This window comes from Micromonospora sp. ABR4_055 (assembly GCF_056160425.1).
This window is the reverse complement of sequence record NZ_JBSWXD010000243.1, coordinates 1-6,595: the sequence shown is the minus strand read 5'-3', so window position 1 is coordinate 6,595 and position 6,595 is coordinate 1. Positions and strand designations below refer to the sequence as shown.

The 6,595-nt window shown below is 67.9% G+C and carries 9 protein-coding genes, 1 tRNA gene and 1 other RNA gene; 4 read left to right on the top strand and 7 right to left on the bottom strand.

All coding sequences use genetic code 11. The features are described 5' to 3' along the window. Both ACXAHD_RS30865 and ffs read right to left on the bottom strand, forming a co-directional pair. A partial coding sequence (locus ACXAHD_RS30865; RefSeq protein ID WP_475054968.1) for a DNA polymerase III subunit gamma and tau occupies positions 1–1,279 on the bottom strand: 1,279 nt, incomplete at its 3' end. A gap of 110 nt (positions 1,280–1,389) precedes the next feature. Then, positions 1,390–1,480: signal recognition particle sRNA small type (gene ffs, locus ACXAHD_RS30860), an RNA gene on the bottom strand. Between the two features lie 87 nt (positions 1,481–1,567). Here ffs and ACXAHD_RS30855 point away from each other — a divergent pair. Then, a tRNA-Ser gene (locus ACXAHD_RS30855) sits at positions 1,568–1,652 on the top strand. A gap of 111 nt (positions 1,653–1,763) precedes the next feature. Here ACXAHD_RS30855 and ACXAHD_RS30850 read toward each other — a convergent pair. The 3 genes from ACXAHD_RS30850 to ACXAHD_RS30840 all read right to left on the bottom strand — a co-directional run bounded on the left by ACXAHD_RS30850 (position 1,764) and on the right by ACXAHD_RS30840 (position 2,702). Continuing rightward, complete coding sequence (locus ACXAHD_RS30850) at positions 1,764–2,003, bottom strand: hypothetical protein (protein WP_289211971.1); 240 nt, start codon at positions 2,001–2,003, stop codon at positions 1,764–1,766. A 28-nt stretch (positions 2,004–2,031) separates the two neighbouring features. Beyond that, the gene (locus ACXAHD_RS30845) at positions 2,032–2,328 is read right to left on the bottom strand and encodes a hypothetical protein (protein ID WP_289211970.1); all 297 of its coding nucleotides are present in this window, start codon (positions 2,326–2,328) and stop codon (positions 2,032–2,034) included. A 143-nt stretch (positions 2,329–2,471) separates the two neighbouring features. After that, entirely contained in the window at positions 2,472–2,702 is a 231-nt protein-coding gene (locus ACXAHD_RS30840) for a hypothetical protein (RefSeq protein WP_289211969.1), read from the bottom strand. 95 nt (positions 2,703–2,797) lie between these two features. On the opposite strand from ACXAHD_RS30840, the gene ACXAHD_RS30835 reads away from it, so the two are divergent. Then, positions 2,798–2,989 (top strand): hypothetical protein, encoded by a 192-nt coding sequence (locus tag ACXAHD_RS30835; RefSeq protein ID WP_278172106.1) that lies wholly within the window; start codon positions 2,798–2,800, stop codon positions 2,987–2,989. Between the two features lie 278 nt (positions 2,990–3,267). Here the strand turns inward: ACXAHD_RS30835 and ACXAHD_RS30830 are convergent, their stop codons facing one another. Next, positions 3,268–3,750 (bottom strand): hypothetical protein, encoded by a 483-nt coding sequence (locus tag ACXAHD_RS30830; RefSeq protein WP_289211968.1) that lies wholly within the window; start codon positions 3,748–3,750, stop codon positions 3,268–3,270. 540 nt (positions 3,751–4,290) lie between these two features. Between ACXAHD_RS30830 and ACXAHD_RS30825 the strand changes: the two genes are divergently transcribed. Next, a complete protein-coding gene (locus tag ACXAHD_RS30825) occupies positions 4,291–4,452 on the top strand; it encodes a hypothetical protein (RefSeq protein ID WP_475054965.1) in 162 nt (53 codons plus the stop codon). An 80-nt stretch (positions 4,453–4,532) separates the two neighbouring features. Here ACXAHD_RS30825 and ACXAHD_RS30820 read toward each other — a convergent pair whose 3' ends face one another. Continuing rightward, positions 4,533–5,585, bottom strand: coding sequence for a phosphotransferase (locus ACXAHD_RS30820; protein ID WP_289211966.1), 1,053 nt, complete (start codon positions 5,583–5,585; stop codon positions 4,533–4,535). Between the two features lie 792 nt (positions 5,586–6,377). On the opposite strand from ACXAHD_RS30820, the gene ACXAHD_RS30815 reads away from it, so the two are divergent. Further along, positions 6,378–6,595 (top strand): hypothetical protein (locus tag ACXAHD_RS30815; protein ID WP_475054964.1); only part of this gene is annotated, 218 nt, incomplete at its 3' end.

The following is a 6,595-nucleotide window of genomic DNA, read 5'->3' as shown; positions in this document are numbered from 1 at the left end:
CGGCAGCGGCGGGCGTCGCGGCCGGCGGTCCGGCCGGTGCCACGGCGGTGCCGGCGGTCGGCGCGGCGGCGGGAGCGACGGTCACCGGTGCAGCAGCAGCGGCAGCCACCGGTACGCCGGCTGCCAGCCGACGCTCCATCCGCTCCATCCGCTGCAGCAGCGCCCCCGTCGACTCCTCGGCCCCGGGCAGCAGCATCCGAGCGCAGACCAGCTCCAGCAGCAGCCGTGGCGCGGTGGTGCCGCGCATCTCCACCAGGCCGTTGTGCACCGTGTCGGCGCACCGCGACAGCGTCGCCGGGCCGAGCCGCTCGGCCTGGGCGGTCATCCGGTCGATCTGGTCGGGTGGCCCGTCGATCAGCCCTTTGCTGACCGCGTCCGGCACCTGCTGCAGCACGATCAGGTCCCGCAACCGCTCCAACAGGTCGGAGGCGAACCGGCGGGGGTCGTGCCCGGCCTCGGCGACCCGGTCGACGGTTGCGTAGGCGGCGGCACCGTCACCGGCGGCGAGGGCGTCACACATCTCGTCCAGCAGGGCGCTGTCGGTGACGCCGAGCAGGGCCACCGCCCGTGGGTAGCTGACCCCCTCCGGGCCGGCACCGGCGATCAACTGGTCGAGCACCGACAGGCTGTCCCGGGCGCTGCCGCCGCCGGCCCGCACCACCAGCGGGAAGACCGCCGGGTCGACCTTGACACCCTCGGCGGAGCAGAGCTGCTCCAGGTACGGCCGCAGCACCCCCGGCGGGATCAGCCGGAACGGGTAGTGGTGGGTCCGCGACTTGATCGTGCCGAGGACCTTCTCCGGCTCGGTGGTGGCGAAGATGAACTTGACATAGTCCGGCGGCTCCTCGACCAGCTTGAGCAGCGCGTTGAAGCCGGCCGACGAGACCATGTGCGCCTCGTCGATGACGTAGATCTTGAACCGGCTGCTGGCCGGCGCGAAGAAGGCGCGTTCGCGCAGCTCACGGGCGTCGTCGACGCCGCCGTGGCTGGCCGCGTCGATCTCGATGACGTCGATCGAGCCGCTGCCGTCGGCAGCCAGGGCGCGGCAGGAGTCGCACTTGCCGCACGGCTCCGGCGTCGGTCCCTGCTCGCAGTTGAGCGAGCGGGCCAGGATTCGGGCGCTGGAGGTCTTGCCGCAACCGCGCGGCCCGGAGAAGAGGTACGCGTGGTTGAGTCGCCCGGTCCGCAACGCCTGCGACAACGGCTCGGTGACGTGCTCCTGGCCGATGACCTCGGCGAACGTCCTCGGCCGGTACTTGCGGTAGAGCGCCAGTGCCACCCTCACCGCCTCCTTCCGACCAGGCAGGGTTCCACGCCGGGAGCCATTCTGCGCGGGCGGGCCGGCGACCGCCACCCCGGGGCAGGTCCCCCGGCCGGCCCCGGAGACGAAAGGGCCCCCCGTGCACCCGCCAGAGCTCGCTTATCCTTGCTGCCTTCCGGCCCTGGGGAGGTTCACGAGATGCACGCCGCACGAGGGGTTGGCCCCACTGTACCCCGGGCGGTGGGCGGCCGTCGGCGACCCCGGCCCGTGCTGACCGCCACGTCCGCAGCCTGTATCGTGTCGTGCGGAGGATTCGCCTAGAGGCCTAGGGCGCACGCTTGGAAAGCGTGTTGGGTTCACACCCTCACGAGTTCGAATCTCGTATCCTCCGCTCACTGAGCAGCCACAACGCCGTTGGCCGGTCCCTCTGAGGGGACCGGCCAGCGGCGTTCGCGCAACTCTTCGTCTGTAGTTCAGCATCTGACTCGGCTGCCGGGTCAGGTCACGACCCTGCCGGTACGCGGTAGCCGAGCAGCTGACCGTAGGTCATCAGCGGACGCAGCGTCGGCGTGAGCATCGTCGGCTCCGACGACCACCGATGCCCACGGTTGCCGTCCAACCGCCGCTCCCGGGCCGCCGCACGCTCCCGGGCCAGCCTGGCCAGCCGCTTCGACGCAGCCGACCGCCCGTCCCGCCGCTCCCGCCACCGCACCACCAGCTCACGAAACATCTCGACAATCACTGCTCTCTCCACTTCAAGTCTCTCCACTTCAAGGTTGTTCTCCGCGCCGGGGCAGTCGAAAAAGTCCCTGGCGTTGCACGAATATCTCCCGCCGCTCGGCGGCATCGCCGGATTTGTCGATCACGTAACCCGTGACCCAGAGCCAGCCCTCGTACGTCGGCTTGGGGTCCACCGAGATGACCCGGAACCTCAGCCTGCGCTCACCAGCGAACTGCACGCTGGCCTCACCACCGACCACCAGGACGTCACCCGGCCTCGGCTCGGGCGTACGGAGCAGCCGACTACCCGCCACGCCGATCCGCCAACGGATACGTCGTACGCCCACAGTCCGGACACCACCGCGACTTGACCTTGAACGACCACAGCCCGGCGCAGAAGCCCAGCAACGCCGCACTGAACAGCGCCCCGACATCCCACATCGATGGATTCCTCTCACAAGGGAAGACGTTTCCGATCGGTCACGCGTCGTCAGTCGTCGAACGCCACCGGCTCTCCGCCGTTGGCCTGCCACCGGGCAAGGACCTCAGCGAGGATCCGTCGGGCGCCGGCCTCACCGTGCTCGGCCTTCAGGTCCTCGAAACTCCACCGCAGCGTGAGACCCACCTCGGCCGCTTCATCGACTTCGCACTCTCGGGTGACATCGGCGTCCTGGGCGTTCGGACCCGACTCGATCCAGCGATCCTGATCCATCGGCGTCATGCCTCAAGAGTGGCCCACGATCATCAAACATGTCAACGATAGCAACGGGTACAAGTTGCTGCCATTGCTAAGCTTGACAGCGTAGCGTTCGCGGCATGAGACTGGTGGCTTTGGGCGAGATTCAGGCGCTCATGGGTGGCATCAGCCGTCAGCGCACCCAGACCATCGTCAACCGGCCAGACTTCCCGAAGCCGCTCGATACGCTCACCGTCGGCCGGATCTGGGCACGCGAAGAGGTCGTCGCCTGGATCAAACAGAACCGGCCGTTTCAAGAAGAAGCGCTTTAGCGGTTCCCGACGTACGTGGTCGGCCATGTGCTGACATCGGCCAGCTATAGCTGCCGAGTTGGACCTGCGCCATGCGGGTCAACCACGAGCACGCCGCAGCGGCACCTCGCCCACTTAGCCCGCCTACGACGCTCCGACAGCCAGCGGCGCGCACCATGATCCACAGCACTCCAGCTGATCAGGCCCCGGCGTGTCGAGTCGAAGAGACGCTGTGGATCACGGCTTCGCGCTCTTCGTTTCGGTTGTTGGCCTCAGCGTCGGCGGAGTTGTCCGCAGGGTCAGCGAGGCAACGCGCTCGGCGGGTCGGCCAGTGGCTCCTCCGCCGTTGACGAGACACCCGGCTCCACTTCCACCGGCAGTGCCGGGTCCGCCGACGAAGAGACATCGATCGCCGGGTCAGGAGGGGCCGAGGCCGGCGAGCGAGGCGGGGTAGACGGGGTCGACGTCGGCGGGCGGTCCGGTGCCGGAGTGGAGGGCGGGACCGGCGGGGCGGTCGCCGGCTGCTCCGGTACGGCGGTCGGCGACGAGTAGCCCGGTTCGATCGGAGCCTCGTGCCGACCGGACGACAACGCGTTCACCGTGCCGATGCCGAGCGTCACGACCACGAGCACGGCCAGTCCGCTGCCGGCCGTCGCGGCGATCCGACGGCGGCGGCGTGCCCGCTGCCCGGCGGCGATCAGGGCTTGTGGGGTCAGCTGGTGCGGCGGCGCGGCGGCCGCTCGGACCTCGATGAACGCTGAGGTCAGGTCAGATTCGTTCACTGGCTTCGCCCCCCTATGGCCACGTCGTCGGGCAGAAGTTCGCGCATTCGCTGCAAGCCGCGAGCGCATTGACTCTTCACGGTAGTCAGTGAGCGTAAGAAGCCAGAAGAATTTTGGATCTACCGAAACCAGTCCTGACCAGCGGCATCCCGCCTGGTGTGACCGCGCCCGATGCACAGCTGACGCGGCTGCGCTGTCCGGCAACAGCTACCGTCCCGCTACCGCAGGGCAGCACCGGTCGGCACCGGTCCGTCTCGATCTGACCACAGCGATAGCCCTCGCGCCGCAGGCCGGTGAGGCGTATCTGACGCAGGCTGTCGCGCCATGGCCGTGCGAGACCTATCTCCACATCCAGGACGGTGACCGCAGCATCGCGATGACCGTCCGGAACGCGTCGCCGTTGTTGTCCGCGCTGCGGCTGCTCACGACCGAGGCCGAAAGTGGGTGGTCGTGGTGAGGAGCCGTACGGATCGAATCCTTCGCCTGCCAGCGGCCCTGTTGCGGCACGGTCGCGGGATCACCGGCACCGTGATGGGATCGGTGCGCACCCGCTTCGACATCCCGCGCTACGCCGATCTGGCGATACGGGGCACCCTGCGCAGCGAGGAGATCATCACCAGCAGCAGGCCACTGCACGACGTGAACGAGGCGATGGCCGACGCCGACGCACGCCAAGGCATCCGATCCATGATCCATTTCTAGCATCGTCCAGCGCGGACCCGGAGCGGCCCTCCAGTCCCGCTCCGGATGATCGAGCACATCGCCCTGCGAGTAGCGAGAGTTCAGGGTCGCGCCGCGAAGGCGTCGCGAACCTGAACCCGGTTTGCCGTCCACCAGTGCAGGAACGTCTCACCGGAGAAGAACAGGTGGTCACAGGAGTGGTCGCCTCGGTCGTAGTGGAAGACCAGCTGCCAGAAGTCCGAGGCCCGCTTCCACCATAGGCGGTCCACCGCGTCGGCCAGTTCGGCATCGCTGATCGCGACCACGGCACGGTACCCGGCGACGAACGCGGCCACCAGCTCCAGATCCAACTCGCCCGCCTCACCGCCAAACTGCAGCGTGGCGGTCCGGGCGATCTCCTCGCCGAACGGGCGAACCCTGATCCGATCCCAGTCGATCACTCCGGCCACCACCCCGTCACGCCAGATGATGTTGCGATGCTGAAGATCACCATGGGTGTATCCGGCAGGGCCAGCCGGTTGATCGGTGGCCGGGCGCAGATGCCCATACTCGGCGATGAGCGCCTTGCGCCGCCGCAGCAACTCGACCGTCTGGACGTCGAACGGTGCCGCCGAAGCGAACGCGCCGATGGCGCGTAGATATCGGTCAGCCTCGGCCACCGCCTCACCGGGCGCTGCCACCGTGGCGGTGACGGCACCGGCAGCCGGTAGCCACCTCCGCAGGCCCGGATCGTTGAGCTCGCGGTGCAGCCTGCCAACCACACCGCCAAGGTGATGTGCTTGACCGGCCGACAATCCGGTACCCGCAATGTGCTCGCCCTCCAGCCAGCCGAACAGACTGTAAGCGCGGTCATCCATCTCGGCGACGACATCGCCGCCGAGGGTCAGCACCGGCGGACATGCCGGTACCCCGGCTGCGGCGAGCGCCGCAGCGACGCTCAGATTGCGTCGCACGGTCGACACGGGCGCGTCCAACAGCAGCTTCAGCGCAAACTCGCCACCGGCTGTCCGCAGCTGCCAGTTGCGGTTCATCAACCCGTCGGGCAGATATCGAACCTCCTCGACCTCGCCGAGCCGGTACATGTCGGCCAGTAACGGCAGGTCCTGGGCAGCCAGGTCGAGAGCGGCGACCTCGGCAAGCACGGAAGCTGTCACAGGGACGTACGCTACCGACTGCGCCGGACAGCCCCGGGAAGGCGCAGCCGCAGCTCAGGGGTACCGAGGGCAGCCAGCGGTGCTCGTAGGAGCACTCCCTCAATGAGATTCCATGAAGCGCGCCCGCCTGTGGCCGTGGTCGGACCGCACCCCAAGACCAGACCCACGTCGAAGTCGATCCTACCCGGGCAGGTCTTCATCTCGCCGTTGCTGACCCCCTCGGCGCCAGATGCGAAAGAGTTCGGCCAGAGCCCGAAGCACGGCCGGCAGCTTGTCCGCGTCCACCCTGAACAGGGCGACCAACGCGACTACGAGGCGGGGCACGACGAAGGTCAAGGCGACAATGACCAGTACCCAGGGCCCAGCGGAAAGATACGATTCGAGCGCGGACACGGCGAGGTAACCCCCTTCGGGGCCAAGTCTCGCGGCGGCCAAGGCGCGCGAGCCAGATTCGCCGATCCCGGTCAGGCAATGAAGTTCTGCTCCAAAAATCCCATATGGCGGCGGCTATTCTGTCACCCGCGCCCACGTCGGCGCGCCCAGCGGGACAGCGAGGATACGACCCATCTGGGGCATGAGGAGGAGCCCTGCTCGACACCGTCGGCATGTCGCTACGGCAGACTGGACGAGATCCCCTAGCTCACGGGGCAGTGGAACAGCTCGCGCAGGTATGCGTTCCGGAGTGACTGGACCATCGCTGCTCTGCCCCGGACGATTTACCGGGCCGCGACCAGCCGGCGTCCATAGGCACCGGCGTCCGTCCACACCGACATACACCACGGCGATCGTGCGGTGCGGCTGGCAGCGGTCACAGATGATCCGTTTCTCCTTGCGATAGGCAGCCGGATTGGCCTTGATCGCTTCGGCTTGTTGTTCGAAGGCGTCTATTATTCAAATGCCTCGTCCATTATTATATGCAGAGGTCTATTCACAGGCGATCCTGTAGAAGTGCAGCCCGATGACACAGGAGATCGTTTCCGTGAAGGTCGCGAGCGGTCTGCGGTAGTCGG

Excerpts from the sequence above, each read along its gene's own strand:
- ACXAHD_RS30840 (WP_289211969.1), bottom strand. The coding sequence starts at position 2,702 with ATGACGCCGATGGATCAGGATCGCTGGATCGAGTCGGGTCCGAACGCC.
- ACXAHD_RS30835 (WP_278172106.1), top strand. The coding sequence starts at position 2,798 with ATGAGACTGGTGGCTTTGGGCGAGATTCAGGCGCTCATGGGTGGCATC.